This window comes from Streptomyces hirsutus (assembly GCF_001418415.1).
GTDB lineage: Bacteria > Actinomycetota > Actinomycetes > Streptomycetales > Streptomycetaceae > Streptomyces > Streptomyces hirsutus.
This window is the reverse complement of record NZ_LIQT01000348.1, coordinates 1-14,888: the sequence shown is the minus strand read 5'-3', so window position 1 is coordinate 14,888 and position 14,888 is coordinate 1. Positions and strand designations below refer to the sequence as shown.

The window sequence follows — 14,888 nt, the reverse complement described above, 5'->3', positions numbered from 1 at the left end:
CGTTCGACTTGCATGTGTTAAGCACGCCGCCAGCGTTCGTCCTGAGCCAGGATCAAACTCTCCGTGAATGCTTTCCCGTGATCGGGAGAACACGTCACGAGAGCGGAACGGTCGGGCGGAATAGGCCCGGCCGTTCACAGCGTCCTCGCTGTGTTTTTCTTCAAAGGAACCTCAACGACCGGATCAGATCCGCTCGTCGGGGTATCAACATATCTGGCGTTGATTTTTGGCACGCTGTTGAGTTCTCAAGGAACGGACGCTTCCTTTGTACTCACCCTCGCGGGCTTTCCTCCGGGCGCTTCCCTTCGGTTCTGCGTGTCCGACTCTATCAGATCTTTCCGATCCGATTTCCTCGGGCTGTTCGCCTTCCCGGGTCCCGCTTTCGCGATTTCCCTTTCCGGCGGCTCCGACTTTATCAGACTCTTTCGGGCCTGATTCCCAGTCGATAGGATCGTCGGAACGCTTTGGGCTTTCACCTGTCGGCCTTTCGACGTTCACTACGTTAGCCGATTCCCTCGCTCGATTCACAATCGGGCTTCACCGGTTCGAAATCCGGACATGAGAACATGACGAATTCGACCCTTTTGAGGGTGATCTTGAGTAGTGGGTTGACCGCTTCCGGCTGCAGGCGAACGCCGTACCCGGTTCAGCGGCTCTCACCACATTACGCATCTTCCAAGGTGGAGTCAACTTCGTCGGCGCTTCGGGGCATGGGCCCGATACAGGCTCACCGTGGGGTCGTCGGCGACCCAGAAGCGCCAGGGGTGCACGGCTCCGTCGCCGGGGACTCCGGTGCGCGGGCCGTTGCGTACCTGGTCGGCGGGGACAACGGTGCCGGCGAGGACCCGTAGCGGGGTGTCGCCCGAGGCGCAGGCGTCCGTACCGTCCAGGGAACGGTCCACGTCCAGGGCCGTCGCCAGGCGGGCCGGGCCTTTGGCCAGTTCCTTGTCGTTGCGGGCCGAGAGCCGGCGGGTACGGGCGAGCTCGGCGCCCTCGACGATCTCGCCGGCCCGCAGGAGCACCCCGCTCGCCCGGTTCTCGGGCCCGCACACCAGGTTCATGCAGAACCACATGCCATAGGTGAAGTAGACGTACACATGGCCGGGCGGACCGAACATCACGCCGTTGCGGGCGGTGCGGCCCCGGTAGGCGTGGGAGCCGGGATCGTTGGGGCCGTCATAAGCCTCGACCTCCGTCAGACGGAGGGTGATCGGACCGTCCGGCGTGGCACGCACGACGAGCCGGCCGAGCAGGTCGGGAGCGACCTCGAGGACGGGGCGGTCGAAGAACTCCCTGGGCAGGGGCGTACGGTCGGGGCTCGCGATCATGGCGTCCGAGAGTACTCCAGGCGGGTTCGGCCACGGGGTGGTCACAGGGCGCCGCACTTGCAAGGGTGACGGACACGGAACCGGCCGGAGCCGGATCGCGTTGTTAGGGGTCGTAGGTCCACATGTGGCGACGACGCGATAGAGAACGACAAGGGGAGAGACATGGCGTTCAAGAAGCTGCTCGCGAGCCTGGGAGCCGGCGGGGCTTCGGTCGAGACGGTGCTGCACGAGGTCAACGTCGTTCCGGGTGGGGTCGTCCAGGGTGAGGTGCGGATCCAGGGCGGGTCCGTGAATCAGCAGATCGAGGGTCTGTCGGTCGGTCTGCAGGCCAAGGTCGAGGTCGAGAGCGGCGACGAGGAGTACAAGCAGAACATCGAGTTCGCCAAGTCTCGGCTCGGTGGCGCCTTCGAACTCGAGGCCGGTGCCGTCCACGCGGTCCCGTTCGGGCTGGAGATCCCCTGGGAGACGCCGATCACGATGATCGACGGGCAGTCGCTGCGCGGGATGAACATCGGTGTGACCACGGAGCTGGCGATCGCGCGGGCCGTGGACTCCGGTGACCTGGACCCGATCAGTGTGCACCCGCTGCCGGCGCAGAAGGCGATCCTGGACGCGTTCATCCAGCTGGGCTTCCGGTTCAAGAGCGCGGACATGGAGCGCGGCCACGTCCGGGGGACGCGCCAGCGGCTGCCGTTCTACCAGGAGATCGAGTTCTTCCCGCCGCAGCAGTACCACGGGCTGCAGCAGGTCGAGCTGACCTTCGTGGCCGACGACCAGGCGATGGACGTCGTGCTGGAGATGGACAAGAAGCCCGGTCTGTTCAGTGAGGGCAGTGACACCTTCCGGTCCTTCACGGTGGGGCTGAACGACTACCAGGGCACCGACTGGGCCGCTTACCTCAACCAGTGGCTGTCGGAGGTCGGCAGCAAGCGGAACTGGTTCTAGGCTCGGTTCCACCGAACGTAGGCGATCAGCAGGAGGTACCGAGGTGACCGAGCTCGAGCGGCGTCCGCTCCCCCATGACTTCCACCCGCCCGTACCGTCGTTCACGGTGACGAGCAGGGAGGTCGAGGAGGGCGCGACGCTCCGGGAGGCCCAGGTGAAGGCGGGCGGCAACACCTCGCCGCAGTTGCGCTGGACGGACTTCCCGCCGGAGACCAGGAGCTTCGCCGTGACCTGCTACGACCCGGACGCCCCTACGGGGAGCGGGTTCTGGCACTGGGTGGTGTTCGACATCCCGGCCTCGGTGACCGAGCTGCCGACCGGTGCGGGCAGCGGCGGGTTCGAAGGGCTGCCCGAGGGCGCGATTCAGGCGCGCAACGACTACGGCACCAAGGACTTCGGCGGTGCGGCGCCGCCGCCCGGTGACGGACCGCACCGGTATGTGTTCACGGTGTACGCGGTGGATCAGGAGAAGCTCGGTCCGGACTCGGACGCGTCCCCTGCGGTCGTGGGCTTCAACCTGCGGTTCCACACGCTCGCGCGGGCCCGGCTGATCGGTGAGTACGAGGTGCCCGCCGGCTCCTGACCCGATCCCGGCGTTCACGGAACGTTTGCCCGCTCCTGGTCTTGGAATTGATCAGGGGCGGGCATTTTTGTTGCCGGGGACGGGGACACCTCCCGTGAAGCAGCAGATATTGCGTTGTCCATCTCGGCGTGCCCGGCCAGAGTTGATCCCAGTCCGCCGAGGGGTGGGCCGGTGGGCACGGAAGGTGGGCTGGTATGCGGGACACGCTGGTACTCAACGCGAGCTTCGAGCCGCTGTCGACGGTCACGTTGAACCGAGCCGTCGTTCTGGTGCTCCAGGACAAGGCGGTCGTCGAGCAGGCCCACCCCGAGCTGCGGATGCGGGGAGCCGCGGTCGACATACCGGCGCCGCGGGTGATCAGGCTCTGCCAATACGTCAGGGTGCCGTTCCGAAGACGGGCGCCGTGGTCGAGGCGGGGTGTTCTGGTGCGCGACCGGAACCGGTGCGCGTACTGCGGGCGGCGGGCCACCACCGTGGACCACGTGGTGCCGCGGTCGCACGGTGGTCAGGACACCTGGCTGAACACGGTGGCCTCGTGCGCGGAGGACAATCACCGCAAGGCGAACCGGACTCCGGAGCAGGCGGGGATGCCACTGCTGCGGCAGCCGTTCGAGCCGACTCCGGCGGACGCGATGCTGCTGGCGCTGGGGCGGGAGGACTTGGACGCGCTCCCGGAATGGCTGGCTCAGCCCGCGGCCTAGAACCTGCTTCTCGTACGCATACGGCGGGGCCCGCTTCCCGAGGGAAGCGGGCCCCGCCGTATGCCGGTCGCGTACTGCCGTTCGCCTACCGCCCGCCGTCGGGCTCAGTCTATGGAGGGCTTCTCCCGGCGCTCCGGGATGGTGCCCGAGTTGCCGTTGCCACCGCCCTGGCCGCCACCGCCGAAGCCACCGAAGTTGCCCATGGCGCCCGACAGGCCCTTGAGCGCGTCGCCGATCTCGCTGGGGACGATCCAGAGCTTGTTGGCGTCGCCCTCGGCGATCTTCGGAAGCATCTGGAGGTACTGGTAGGAGAGCAGCTTCTGGTCGGGGTCGCCCGCGTGGATCGCCTCGAAGACCGTCCGGACGGCCTGGGCCTCGCCCTCGGCCCTGAGGGCCGCCGCCTTGGCCTCGCCCTCGGCCCGCAGGATCTGGGACTGCTTCTCACCCTCGGCGCGCAGGATCTCGGACTGCCGGACGCCTTCGGCCTGGAGGATCGCGGCGCGCTTGTCACGGTCGGCGCGCATCTGCTTCTCCATCGAGTCCTGGATGGAGGTGGGCGGCTCGATCGCCTTGAGCTCGACGCGGTTGACGCGGATGCCCCACTTGCCGGTGGCTTCGTCGAGGACACCGCGCAGGGCCGCGTTGATCTCCTCGCGGGAGGTCAGGGTGCGCTCGAGGTCCATGCCGCCGATGATGTTGCGCAGGGTGGTGACGGTGAGCTGCTCGATCGCCTGGATGTAGCTGGCGACCTCGTAGGTGGCGGCCCGCGCGTCGGTCACCTGGTAGTAGATGACGGTGTCGATGTTGACGACCAGGTTGTCCTGGGTGATCACCGGCTGCGGCGGGAAGGGGACGACCTGTTCGCGCAGGTCGATCCGGTTGCGGATGGTGTCGATGAACGGGACGACGATGTTGAGGCCCGCGTTGAGTGTGCGTGTGTAGCGGCCGAAGCGCTCGACGATGGCCGCGCTTGCCTGCGGGATGACTTGGATCGTCTTGATCAGGGCGATGAAGACCAACACCACCAGGATGATCAGAACGATGATGACCGGTTCCATCGTCGGTTCCCCGTACCCTTCTTCGTCTCGGCGCCTTCGGAAGATCCTATGCCTGTTGAAGATCTTGCTGGTCGAGTCTGCCAGACCGTAGTACAACTCGTTGGCTGTTCGGTCCAGTTGCTTTCCCGCGGGAGCACGTCGTACGAGGTCGGCCGCGCAGGTCGTGCGGTCGGTCGTGCGGTCACATGACGATCGCCGTGGCTCCCTCGATCTCCACGACGTCCACTTCCTGGCCGACTTCGAAGGCATGGCCGGAGTCGAGGGCGCGTGCCGACCAGACCTCGCCGGCGAGTTTGATCCGGCCTCCGGAGCCGTCCACCCGCTCCAGTACGACCGCCTGCCTGCCCTTCAAGGCGTCCACGCCGGTGGCGTGTTGGGGGCGTTGTGTGCGTTGTCGCTTCGCGATGGGCCGTACGACGGCGATGAGAGCGGTCGAGACGACGGCGAAGACCACGACCTGGAGCACGGCGCCGCCACCGAAGACTCCGGAGACCACCGCGGCGGCGACGGCGCCCACCGCGAGCATGCCGAGTTCGGGCATCGCGGTGATCACCAGCGCGATGCCGAGTACAGCCGCGCCGATCAGCCACCAGAGCCATGCATCGATGTCCACATGGTCATGGTAGGACCGCGCACCCGGTCACCGACAGAGCGCCGGGGTGTGAACGGGCCTTCTCTGCCCGGTTTTTGAGGGGGACGTGTCCCGGCGCGTCCCGGAGCCCCCGGGCCTGCTCCCTGAACTCTCCTCCGCGCAGGGCTGGTTCGGGCCGTCGGCCTCAGACCATCGGGAGGCCCTGCGCGGTCCAGCGGTCGCCGACCTGCTCCACGACCAGCGGGAGGCCGAAACAGAGGGAGAGGTTGCGGGAGGTGAGCTCGAGTTCCAGCGGGCCGGCGGCGAGGACCTTGCCCTGACGGATCAACAGCACGTGGGTGAAGCCGGGGGCGATCTCCTCGACGTGGTGCGTGACCATGACCATGGAGGGGGCGATCGGGTCGCGGGCGAGGCGGCCGAGGCGGCGTACGAGGTCCTCGCGTCCTCCGAGGTCCAGGCCGGCGGCGGGCTCGTCGAGGAGCAGCAGTTCGGGGTCGGTCATCAGCGCGCGGGCGATGAGGGTGCGCTTGCGCTCGCCCTCGGAGAGGGTGCCGAACGTGCGGTCCACGAACTCGGACATGCCCAGACGGTCGAGGAAGGCGCGGGCGCGCTGTTCGTCGATCTCCTCGTACTCCTCCTGCCAGCCGGCGGTCATGCCGTAGGCGGCGGTCAGTACGGTCTGCAGGACCGTCTGGTTCTTGGGGAGCTTGTCGGCCATGCCGTTGCCGGCGATGCCGATGCGCGGGCGCAGTTCGAAGACGTCGGTGCCGGGGGTGCCGAGGGTCTCGCCGAGGATGGTGGCGGTGCCGCTGCTGGGGAACAGGTAGCTGGAGGCGATATTGAGGAGCGTGGTCTTGCCCGCGCCGTTGGGGCCGAGGATGACCCAGCGCTCACCCTCCTTGACCGACCAGGCCACCTGGTCCACCAGAGCCCGGCCCTCGCGGACCACGGATACGTCCTGAAGCTCCAGAACCTCGCTCATGAGCGCGTTGTCTCCCCTTGCAGTGTGGCCGGGTCTCGGCTGTGTCGTACGCCTGTGATCGGTCCGCCGCCCCCGTGGGCGCAGCCCTCCATGAAATCTACGCCACCGGTCGGCCCGGACATCCCATCGGTCCGGTCCTTAGGGTGGGGGCATGCTCTCGGAACCACGTTCAGGACGTCTCACCTCATGGGGAAATGCCCTTTTCTCCGGTCTTGTCTCGCCTGATGACGCCGTGCTCGCCATCGTCGGCGACGACGCGGTGCACCGGGTGGAGGGGTTGCCGGGCGAGCCCGCGCCGGTGGGCCTCACGCTGGCGCTCGGCCGGCTGCGGGCGCTCGGGGCGACCGGGCTGCGGATCGCGCTGCCCACGCCGGGGCATCCGCTGGGGCTGAGCGGGCCGCCCGAGTTCAACGCGCGGGCGCTGGAGGCCGGGGAGGCGGTGGTCGGTCACGGGACCGCCCTGGGGCTGGTGCCCCGGGTGTGGGAGGCCGGGCCCGAGGGTGATGTGCATGTGGAGGTCGTCTGGCACTGCCTGCCGGTGCGGGAGGCCCCGCCCGCCGATGTGCCCTCCCTCGGTGAGGCGGAGCGGGAGCTGGCGGAGGCGCTGCGGGAGGCGACCGAGGTCCTGACACGGCTGGACGTGGCCGGGTCGGGGCCGGTGGCCGAGGCGGCGATCGACGCCTACCGGGCGCGGGCGGAGCCGGGGCGTCAGGTGCTGGCGCCGGGATATCCGCCGCGGGCGGTGCGGGTGCTGGAGCTGGCGCAGCGGGTCGGGGCGCTGGTCTCGCTGGCCCGCGCGAACGGGCACGGGGGCGCGGTGAGCGCCTCGGAGATGGCGGCCCGAGGGGAGGCTCTGCGTCCGGTGGAGCGGACGGCCCGGCGGGCGCAGGTCGCCGCCTACAACTCCGTGGTGGAGGAGTGGGAGCGGGGCGTCGGGTGAGTGCCGGTTGGTCGGTGACCGGGGGAACGATCCTTGTGGCCCCGGTGCCCCGGGCGGCGGTGACAACGCCGACCGGCCTCCCGGGTGGGGCCAGGAGGCCGGGGGCGTCACCGGTGGGGTGACGGGCGTCAGCCGTTGACCGCCACGTTTCCGAAGGCGGGGTTCAGCAGGCCGATCACGTTGACGCTGTTGCCGGACACGTTGACCGGGACGTCGACCGGGACCTGGATGACGTTGCCCGAGACGACGCCCGGGGAGCCCACGGCCGTGCCGCCGGCGTGCGCGCCGTCGGTGGCGGAGGCCATGCCCGTACCGGCGGCCAGCAGTCCGCCGGCCACCATCGTCACGGCCGCTGCCTTCTTCAGGTTCTTCACTTTCCGAGCCCTCCTCGCGGTCCCCGCGGCAGGCGCCGCGGTATGTACGGGACAACGGCGGGGGCCGAAGAAGGATGCGCCATCCGGGTGACATTCCCACGACGGTATGAATCTCGGACCGGAGGGGAACCATCCGCCCGGCCCCGGACGTCACGGCGCCGGACGTCATGTGCCCGGCCGCCAGGCAGCTGGTCGAGCACTCGGGCGTCCGGAAGCGCCCGAGGGGCTCGGGCTCAGGTGCTCAGCCCGTGGCGGACGGCCCACAGGGCGGCCTGGGTGCGGTCCGACAGGTCGAGTTTCATCAGGATGTTCGAGACGTGGGTCTTCACGGTCTTCTCGGAGAGCACAAGGGCGCGGGCGATCTCCCGGTTGGAGCGTCCGTCCGCTATGAGCCCGAGCACCTCGCGTTCCCGCTCCGTGAGCGAACCGGCGCGGCCCTGACCGGAGTGGGTCTCCTCCTGGGCCAGCAGGGCCCCGGCGACCTCGGCCTGGAGGAGGACGTGCCCGGCGTGCACGGAGCGGATGGCGCCGGCGAGCGCATCGGGGTCGATGTCCTTGTACACGTATCCGGCGGCGCCCGCGCGCAGGGCCGGGACCACGGTGCGCTGCTCGGTGAAGCTGGTGACGATCAGCACGCGCGCGTGATGGTCCAGTTCGCGGAGCCGGCGCAGGGCGTCCACGCCGTCCATGCCCGGCATCCTGACGTCCATCAGGATCACGTCGGGCCGCAGTTCGCCGGCGAGGGCGACTCCTTCGGCGCCGTCCGCGGCCTCGCCGACGACCTCGATGTCGTCCTGCACCTCCAGGAAGGTGCGCAGGCCCCGACGGACCACCTGGTGGTCGTCGACCAGCAGCACCCTGATCGCGTCAGCCACCGGGAACCTCCATCTCGATCGCGGCGCCCTTGCCGGGCTCCGATTCCACGGTCAGGCTGCCGCCGACCCCGCTCGCCCGGTCGCGCATGGAGACCAGGCCGAGATGGCGTCCCGCGCGGCGGATGATCCCCGGGTCGAAGCCCTTGCCGTCGTCGGCGACCCGCAGGACGGCGCCGTTGCCCCGGCGTTCCAGGGTGACGTCGACATGGTCGGCCTCCGCGTGCCGCAGCGCGTTGTGCAGCGCTTCCTGCGCCACGCGCAGCACCGCTTCCTCCTGGGTGGCGGGCAGGGCGCGCACACCGCGGGCGGTGAACGTCACGCGCGCGCTGTGCGCGCGGTCGAGGACCTGGACCTGGGTGCGGAGGGTGGCGACGAGGCCGTCCTCGTCCAGGGCTGCGGGGCGCAGCTCGACGACCGCGGCGCGCAGTTCCTCGGCGGCCTCGGCCGCGAGTGCGGCGACCTGCTGGAGTTCCCCCTTGGCCCGGGACGGGTCGCGGTCCACGAGGCGGGCGGCCGCCTGGGCGGTGAGGCGCAGGGAGAACAGTTTCTGGCTGACGGCGTCGTGGAGCTCGTGCGCGAGACGGGAGCGTTCCTCGGCGATGGTCAGTTCGCGGCTGCGCTCGTAGAGCCGGGCGTTGGTGAGGGCGATCGCGGCGTGCTGGGCCAGGATACCGAGGACGTCCTCGTCGTCCTGGGTGAATCCGCAGATGCCGTCCGGCTCGGGACCGCCCGGGGTCTGGGGCGGGTGTCCCCCCGCGGGCCTCAGCTTGTTGGCGAGGAAGAGGGCGCCGATGACCTCGTCGCCGTCGCGGATGGGCAGGCCCAGGAAGTCGATCAGGTCGGGGTGGGCGCTGGGCCAGCCCCCGAAGCGGGGGTCCTTGCGCACGTCGGCGAGGCGCTGAGGTCCGTCCTCGCGCAGCATCGCGGCGAGAACGCCGTGCTGGCGCGGAAGGGGACCGATGGCCTTCCACTGTCCGTCGCTGACACCGTCGACGACGAACTGGGCGAAGCCGCCGTGGTCGTCGGGGACGCCGAGTGCGGCGTACTGGGCGTCGAGCAGCTCACGCGCCGAGGCGACGATCGTCTTGAGGACGTCGCGCACCTCGAGGTGCCTGCTCATGGCCAGCAGCGCGGTGCTCACCGCGGCGAGGCCGGACGGGGGACCGTGGCTCATGTCCTCACGGTACCGGCGGGTCCCGCCACCGCGGATCCGTCCGGTGACGGCGGTGGCCCGGGCCAAAGGTCGTAGGACCTCGGGCCTGCCGGGAGCTCTCCGACGGCCTGTCGCAGTACCGGCCGAGACCCCTCACGGAACGGCTTGCTTCAGCAACCCTCGGTGAGGATCGCGGAGGTCCGGTGTGAGGCCAGGCATAGGACGTACATCACGTACGAAGGTGAATAGGAGAGAAAAAAGGGGCATCTCGGCGGGGCACATGTCCGATTCATCCCTCATGCCCCTACCCTGATCCACTATCCGCCTTCGTACGTCACACCTTTGCCCCGCCATTTTGCGGCCGCTAAGAATGGCTCCCGTCGCTCAGCGCCGTGGGTTGTCCCCCCACGGCGTTCGTGCCGGAAGAAACCATGTCCCCACCGGACGTTGAGCGACCTCCGCGCTAGTCGAAGAGGTCTCCCACTCATGTCGAAGAACTTCCTCACCCGTGGTTATGCCCGTGCGTTGAACCGCCATCACAAGATCGCCGTCGCCGGTGTCGCCGCTCTCGGTGCCGCCGCCATCGGCTTCTCGGCCACGCCGAGCGACGCCTCGACGACCACCACGAGCGAGGCGGCCCCCGCCGCGCGGATCTCGTACAGCACCGAGCCGATCAAGGACGTCAAGGGCACCATCACCGACCAGCTGGCCGGCTCCGGTGTGAAGACCGAGCTGATCGCGGCGAAGAAGCAGGCAGCCACCGACGCCGCGGCCGAGAAGAAGGCCGACGCGGCCGCCGCGAAGAAGAAGGCCGAGCAGGAGCGCGAGACCGAGGAAGCGGCCAGCCGCTCCGGCGACCGCCACTGGGGTGGCGAGCGCGTCGACACCGGCAAGCCCGTCCAGGAGAGCTACGCCGACAACCTCGACGGCTGGATCCGTGAGTCCCTGGACATCATGAACAAGCGTGGTATCCCGGGCTCGTACGAGGGCATCCACCGCAACATCATCCGGGAGTCCTCGGGCGACCCGAAGGCCATCAACCTGTGGGACATCAACGCCCAGAACGGCATCCCGTCCAAGGGTCTGCTGCAGGTGATCCCGCCGACGTTCGCGGCGTACCACGTCCCGGGCACGTCGAAGAACATCTACGACCCGGTCGCGAACATCACCGCCGCCTGCAACTACGCGGCCGACCGGTACGGCTCCATGGACAACGTCTACAGCGCGTACTGAGGTCGGCGCGGACCTCTTCACGCGACCTGACGCGAACGGACACGCCGAAGGGCGGCACCCTCCTGACAGGGTGCCGCCCTTCGGGGCGTACGGCGCGCGGGCGGCCGCTCCGGTTACTTGCGCATGACCTCGGGCTCGTGCCGGCGCAGGAAGCGGGCCACGAAGAAGCCGCAGATCACGCCGAGGGCGATGAGCGCGCCCATGTCCATGAGCCAGGTTCCGGCAGTGTGCTCCCACAGCGGATCGGGGTCGCCCGGCGTCTCCGGCGGGCTGATCAGGTTGAAGTCCAGCGTGGCACCGGAGGCGGCGACCGCCCAGCGCGACGGCATCAGGAACGAGAACTGGTTGACGCCGACCGTGCCGTGCAGCGCGAACAGGCAGCCGGTGAACACGACCTGGATGATCGCGAACATCACCAGCAGCGGCATGGTCTTCTCGGCGGTCTTCACCAGCGCGGAGATGATCAGGCCGAACATCATCGAGGTGAAGCCCAGCGCCATGATCGGGATGGACAGCTCGAGCAGGGTGAAGCCGCCGAGGACCAGTCCCTCCTCGGGGAGCTCCCGGCTGGAGAAACCGATGACGCCGACCAGCAGGCCCTGCAGCACGGTGACCATGCCGAGCACGAACACCTTGGACATCAGATACGCCGAGCGGGACAGTCCCGTTGCACGTTCCCGCTCGTAGATGACCCGTTCCTTGATCAGCTCACGTACGGAGTTCGCGGCGCCGGCGAAGCAGGCGCCGACCGCGAGGATCAGCAGGACCGTGGCGGCGGTGCCGTTGGGACGGATCTGGCCGGCCTGGTTGGGCGCGTTCGGCAGCAGTCCCTGGTCGGGGTCGATGAGCAGACTGACGGCGCCGAGAACGGCCGGCAGGATCACCGTCAGGGCGAGGAAGCCCTTGTCGGAGACGATCACCGAGACGTAGCGGCGTACCAGTGTGACGAACTGCGACATCCAGCCCTGCGGCTTCGGCGGCCGCAGCGCCTGCATCTGGGGGGCCGGTACGGACTGCGGCGCGACCGCGTCGATGTCCGCGGCGTACATCTGGTAGTGCTGCGAGCCCTTCCAGCGGCCCGCCCAGTCGTAGTCGCGGTAGTTCTCGAATGCGGAGAAGACGTCGGCCCAGGTGTCGTAGCCGAAGAAGTTCAGCGCCTCGTCGGGCGGACCGAAGTAGGCGACCGAACCACCGGGCGCCATCACCAGGAGCTTGTCGCAGATCGCCAGCTCGGCCACGGAGTGGGTGACGACGAGGACGGTGCGCCCGTCGTCGGCGAGTCCGCGCAGCAGCTGCATGACATCGCGGTCCATGCCCGGGTCGAGACCCGAGGTCGGCTCGTCCAGGAAGATCAGCGACGGCTTGGTGAGCAGCTCCAGTGCCACCGAGACCCGCTTGCGCTGACCGCCGGAGAGGGACGTGACCTTCTTGTCCTTGTGGATGTCGAGCTTCAGCTCGCGCAGCACCTCGTCGATGCGGGCGTCGCGCTCGGCGGCCGTGGTGTCGGCCGGGAAGCGGAGCTTGGCCGCGTACTTGAGGGCCTTCTTGACGGTCAGCTCCTTGTGCAGGATGTCATCCTGCGGGACCAGACCGATGCGCTGGCGCAGCTCGGCGAACTGCTTGTAGAGGTTCCGGTTGTCGTAGAGGACTTCGCCCCGGTCGGCCGGCCGGTAGCCGGTGAGCGCCTTGAGCAGGGTCGACTTGCCGGAGCCGGACGGACCGATGACCGCGATCAGCGACTTCTCGGGCACGCCGAAGGAGACGTCCTTGAGGATCTGCTTGCCGCCGTCGACCGTGACGGTCAGGTGCCGGGCGGAGAAGGACACCTCACCGGTGTCGACGAACTCCTCGAGCCGGTCACCGACGATCCGGAACGTCGAGTGGCCGACGCCGACGATGTCGGTCGGGCCGAGCAGCTGCGTCCCGCCCTTGGCGATCGGCATACCGTTGACGTAGGTGCCGTTGTGCGAGCCCAGGTCGCGGATCTCCATGCGACCGTCGGGCGTCGAGTGGAACTCGGCGTGGTTGCGGGAGACCTGCAGGTCGGAGACGACCAGGTCGTTCTCCAGGGCACGGCCGATCCGCATCACGCGGCCGAGCGAGAACTGGTGGAACGTGGTCGGGCTGCGGTCGCCGTACATCGGCGCCGCCCCCGCGGCACCCCCGGGACCCTGCTGCTGCGGCACGTGCGGCGCGGGCTGCTGCTGCGGCGACTGCGAGGGCTGCTGCTGCCAGCCGCCCTGCGCCTGCGCCTGCTGCTGCCCCTGCTGGACCCAGCCCGGGGCCGCGCCCTGCACCCCCTGCGCGGCGTACGGCTGCTGCGGCTGCGCGTGCGGCGAGGCGGCCGGGGTCGCGGCGCCGGACAGGGTGACCCGCGGCCCGTCGTTCGCGTTGCCCAGGTTCAGCGCCGTGTCGGAGCTGATCTCCAGATGATGGATCCGCTGACCCTGCGCGAACGTGCCGTTGGTGCTCCCATGGTCCTCGACGACCCAACTGCGGCCGTTGAAGCTGATCGTGGCGTGACGCCAGGACACCCTGGCATCGTCCACCACGACGTCCCCCTGCGGATCGCGGCCCAGGGTGTACGACCTGGACGGGTCGAGCGTCCAGGTCCGTCCGTTTGATTCCAGTACGAGTTCCGGCACTCCATGCCCCACTGAGTTGTCCCCCGAATTTCCCCCATCGCAGGGAGTCTAGGGATGTCGAACATCGGGGGGAACTATTTCAGGCTCGGCCCTCCGACCGGTAGTCGGGCCTTGCGAAGCGGGCGCCCGACGCTTCGACCGCCGCCGTTGACGGTGTGGAAACCGGGCCGGAGAGTGGTAAACCACGCGAGGGGGACATGCGCGGCCACCTCGCCGCGGGAGCGGATCGGGGGGTCTGCCATGAGTGGTGCCACGAGTGCTGCCACGGGCGTCGGCACCACGGAGCACGGCACGCGCGTGCCGTGGGCGGACGTCGTGATGTCCGCGGTCGCCGCGGTGAGCTGGGCGCTGATCGGAATGGCGGGGACGGCGGCGCTCGGGCTGCATCTGCTGGACGCGGACTCGGCGGGTTCGCTGGGGCCGATGACGGCCGCGGTGGTGGCGCTGGCGGCCGGCGGCTCGGTCACCCCGTCCGGCGACGTGTCGGCGTTCGGGCTGTCGGGCGCGGAGGCGAGCACGGCCGTCGAGATCACGCCACTGGGGGTGAGTCTGGTCGGTGCGCTGCTGTTGTCGTATTTCTTCCTACGGTCCCTGCGGGCCGCGGGCGCCCTGTTGTCACCGGCCGAACTCGTCGCCCGCGCGGGCACGGTCGCAGCGCTCTTCGTGGGCATGTCGGGCGGGCTGGTGTGGGCGGGCCACGACGTCGTGACGATCGACGGGGGCGCGCTGGGGCCGGCCGACCTGCCGGGCGGTGGAGGTGGCGGACTGGAGATTCCGGGGCTGGGCGACCTCGGGGACATCGAGGGACTGCTGCCGGACCGGATCGGCGACCTCCTCGAGGCCCGGGCGACGGTCGGGTTCACCGTCGACACGGTGCCGACCCTGCTCGGCGGCCTGGGCTGGGCGGTCTGCGTCCTGGTCGTCGCGTTGCTGGCGTCCCGGCGCACTCCGCTGCCACGCGGCTGGGACGCCGTGCACCGGGCCGTACGGCCTGCCGTGTCCGCCCTGGTCATGGTGGGGTTGGTGGCGGTGGCGGCGGGGCTCACGGCGGCGGGGTACACGGCGATCGACGACGAGCATCCCCGGCGGATCGCCGGGGCGGCTCTGCTGGGCGCGCCGAACGGGGCGTGGCTCGGCCTCCCGATCGGGCTGTTCGTGCCCTGGGACGGGCGGGCGACGGGTGTGCTGCTCGGTGTTCTGCCGCACCCCGTGGACGACCTGCTGCGCGGGGGGTCCGGCCGGCCGGTCACGCTGGCCCGGCTGGCCGAGCTCGACGGACGGGTGTGGCTGCTGGGGGTGGCGGCCGCGGTGATGATGCTGCTGGCCGGTGTGCTGGTAGCGGTACGGACGCCGCTGGGGGCGACGGCCGGTCCGGGCGAACCGGGTGGCGGGGTGCCGGGTGCGCGCGGCATCGGTGGTGCGGGTGCCGTACGGGAAGGGGGTGCCGCGGGGTTCGCCGGGCGGTGTGCGCTGCGGCTG

General features: G+C 69.7%; 14 protein-coding genes and 1 rRNA gene. 6 read left to right on the top strand and 9 right to left on the bottom strand.

The window, feature by feature from the left end; genetic code table 11:
* Together AOK11_RS25275 and AOK11_RS25270 are read right to left on the bottom strand one after the other, a co-directional pair.
* Positions 1-68: ribosomal RNA gene (locus AOK11_RS25275) — 16S ribosomal RNA — on the bottom strand; the annotation flags it as partial.
* A 618-nt stretch (positions 69-686) separates the two neighbouring features.
* Positions 687-1,328: a DNA-3-methyladenine glycosylase gene (locus AOK11_RS25270; RefSeq protein ID WP_055596029.1), complete on the bottom strand. Its 642-nt coding sequence runs from the start codon at positions 1,326-1,328 to the stop codon at positions 687-689.
* A gap of 162 nt (positions 1,329-1,490) precedes the next feature.
* Here AOK11_RS25270 and AOK11_RS25265 point away from each other — a divergent pair, with 162 nt between their 5' ends.
* The 3 genes from AOK11_RS25265 to AOK11_RS25255 all read left to right on the top strand — a co-directional run bounded on the left by AOK11_RS25265 (position 1,491) and on the right by AOK11_RS25255 (position 3,557).
* A complete protein-coding gene (locus tag AOK11_RS25265; protein WP_055596028.1) occupies positions 1,491-2,273 on the top strand; it encodes a sporulation protein in 783 nt (260 codons plus the stop codon).
* A gap of 43 nt (positions 2,274-2,316) precedes the next feature.
* Positions 2,317-2,856 (top strand): YbhB/YbcL family Raf kinase inhibitor-like protein, encoded by a 540-nt coding sequence (locus AOK11_RS25260; RefSeq protein WP_055596027.1) that lies wholly within the window; start codon positions 2,317-2,319, stop codon positions 2,854-2,856.
* Positions 2,857-3,050: 194 nt separating this feature from the next.
* Positions 3,051-3,557 (top strand): HNH endonuclease, encoded by a 507-nt coding sequence (locus tag AOK11_RS25255; protein ID WP_055573809.1) that lies wholly within the window; start codon positions 3,051-3,053, stop codon positions 3,555-3,557.
* Positions 3,558-3,661: 104 nt separating this feature from the next.
* Here AOK11_RS25255 and AOK11_RS25250 read toward each other — a convergent pair whose 3' ends face one another.
* From AOK11_RS25250 to AOK11_RS25240, 3 genes are all read right to left on the bottom strand, one after another.
* On the bottom strand, positions 3,662-4,615 hold the full coding sequence (locus tag AOK11_RS25250; protein WP_055596026.1) for an SPFH domain-containing protein: 954 nt from the start codon (positions 4,613-4,615) through the stop codon (positions 3,662-3,664).
* A gap of 181 nt (positions 4,616-4,796) precedes the next feature.
* On the bottom strand, positions 4,797-5,228 hold the full coding sequence (locus tag AOK11_RS25245) for an NfeD family protein (protein ID WP_055596025.1): 432 nt from the start codon (positions 5,226-5,228) through the stop codon (positions 4,797-4,799).
* Between the two features lie 163 nt (positions 5,229-5,391).
* A complete protein-coding gene (locus tag AOK11_RS25240; protein ID WP_055596024.1) occupies positions 5,392-6,189 on the bottom strand; it encodes an ABC transporter ATP-binding protein in 798 nt (265 codons plus the stop codon).
* 151 nt (positions 6,190-6,340) lie between these two features.
* Here AOK11_RS25240 and AOK11_RS25235 point away from each other — a divergent pair, with 151 nt between their 5' ends.
* On the top strand, positions 6,341-7,129 hold the full coding sequence (locus tag AOK11_RS25235) for a hypothetical protein (RefSeq protein WP_055596023.1): 789 nt from the start codon (positions 6,341-6,343) through the stop codon (positions 7,127-7,129).
* Between the two features lie 128 nt (positions 7,130-7,257).
* Here AOK11_RS25235 and AOK11_RS25230 read toward each other — a convergent pair whose 3' ends face one another.
* The 3 genes from AOK11_RS25230 to AOK11_RS25220 all read right to left on the bottom strand — a co-directional run bounded on the left by AOK11_RS25230 (position 7,258) and on the right by AOK11_RS25220 (position 9,552).
* Entirely contained in the window at positions 7,258-7,503 is a 246-nt protein-coding gene (locus tag AOK11_RS25230) for a chaplin (protein ID WP_055596022.1), read from the bottom strand.
* A 233-nt stretch (positions 7,504-7,736) separates the two neighbouring features.
* Positions 7,737-8,378 carry a response regulator gene (locus AOK11_RS25225; protein WP_055596021.1) on the bottom strand — a complete coding sequence of 214 codons (642 nt, stop codon included), beginning with the start codon at positions 8,376-8,378 and terminating at the stop codon, positions 7,737-7,739.
* Positions 8,371-9,552, bottom strand: coding sequence for a GAF domain-containing sensor histidine kinase (locus AOK11_RS25220; protein WP_055596030.1), 1,182 nt, complete (start codon positions 9,550-9,552; stop codon positions 8,371-8,373). The genes AOK11_RS25225 and AOK11_RS25220 overlap by 8 nt, the downstream gene beginning before the upstream one ends.
* Before the next feature lie 465 nt (positions 9,553-10,017).
* On the opposite strand from AOK11_RS25220, the gene AOK11_RS25215 reads away from it, so the two are divergent.
* Positions 10,018-10,764 carry a transglycosylase SLT domain-containing protein gene (locus AOK11_RS25215; RefSeq protein WP_055596020.1) on the top strand — a complete coding sequence of 249 codons (747 nt, stop codon included), beginning with the start codon at positions 10,018-10,020 and terminating at the stop codon, positions 10,762-10,764.
* 113 nt (positions 10,765-10,877) lie between these two features.
* Here the strand turns inward: AOK11_RS25215 and AOK11_RS25210 are convergent, their stop codons facing one another.
* Positions 10,878-13,409 carry an ABC transporter ATP-binding protein/permease gene (locus AOK11_RS25210; protein ID WP_206188922.1) on the bottom strand — a complete coding sequence of 844 codons (2,532 nt, stop codon included), beginning with the start codon at positions 13,407-13,409 and terminating at the stop codon, positions 10,878-10,880.
* A gap of 240 nt (positions 13,410-13,649) precedes the next feature.
* Between AOK11_RS25210 and AOK11_RS25205 the strand changes: the two genes are divergently transcribed.
* Positions 13,650-14,888 (top strand): streptophobe family protein (locus AOK11_RS25205; protein WP_240497484.1); only part of this gene is annotated, 1,239 nt, incomplete at its 3' end.

Coding starts and splice junctions, on each gene's coding strand:
- AOK11_RS25270 (WP_055596029.1), bottom strand. CDS start 1,328: ATGATCGCGAGCCCCGACCGTACGCCCCTGCCCAGGGAGTTCTTCGAC.
- AOK11_RS25265 (WP_055596028.1), top strand. CDS start 1,491: ATGGCGTTCAAGAAGCTGCTCGCGAGCCTGGGAGCCGGCGGGGCTTCG.
- AOK11_RS25255 (WP_055573809.1), top strand. CDS start 3,051: ATGCGGGACACGCTGGTACTCAACGCGAGCTTCGAGCCGCTGTCGACG.
- AOK11_RS25250 (WP_055596026.1), bottom strand. CDS start 4,615: ATGGAACCGGTCATCATCGTTCTGATCATCCTGGTGGTGTTGGTCTTC.
- AOK11_RS25240 (WP_055596024.1), bottom strand. CDS start 6,189: ATGAGCGAGGTTCTGGAGCTTCAGGACGTATCCGTGGTCCGCGAGGGC.
- AOK11_RS25235 (WP_055596023.1), top strand. CDS start 6,341: ATGCTCTCGGAACCACGTTCAGGACGTCTCACCTCATGGGGAAATGCC.
- AOK11_RS25220 (WP_055596030.1), bottom strand. CDS start 9,552: ATGAGCCACGGTCCCCCGTCCGGCCTCGCCGCGGTGAGCACCGCGCTG.
- AOK11_RS25215 (WP_055596020.1), top strand. CDS start 10,018: ATGTCGAAGAACTTCCTCACCCGTGGTTATGCCCGTGCGTTGAACCGC.